The sequence below is a fragment of the Marinobacter iranensis genome, assembly GCF_029207565.1.
In the GTDB taxonomy this organism is placed as follows: Bacteria; Pseudomonadota; Gammaproteobacteria; order Pseudomonadales; family Oleiphilaceae; genus Marinobacter; species Marinobacter iranensis.
Genome location: NZ_JANCMW010000346.1, coordinates 1 through 248, shown reverse-complemented (window position 1 = coordinate 248; position 248 = coordinate 1). Strand labels below are relative to the sequence as shown.

Annotated in this window: 1 protein-coding gene; it reads left to right on the top strand. The window is 69.4% G+C overall.

The window, feature by feature from the left end; genetic code table 11:
• Window positions 1-248, top strand: a 248-nt coding sequence (locus NLU14_RS22645; RefSeq protein ID WP_275710847.1) for a hypothetical protein, incomplete at both ends; no start/stop codon positions are given.

Here is a 248-nt window from a genome sequence, read left to right as displayed (position 1 = left end):
CGCGCCCGACAATTCCGGCTCGATCTTCGCGGGCCAGGGCGCGATCATCGATCTGGGGGCGGACATGGACGCGGTGAGCAAGCCGCGCGCCTTCCAGTTCATGGAATGGGGCGAGAGCGGCGCGCGTGCCGCGGGCGGCAGCCGGCCGGCCGCCTATGCCGCGCTCCGGAACGTGCTGTTCGAAGTGCGCGACTATATCCGTGCGCCCGGCAGTTATGTCGATCGCGGCAAGGATGCCTTCCTCACCC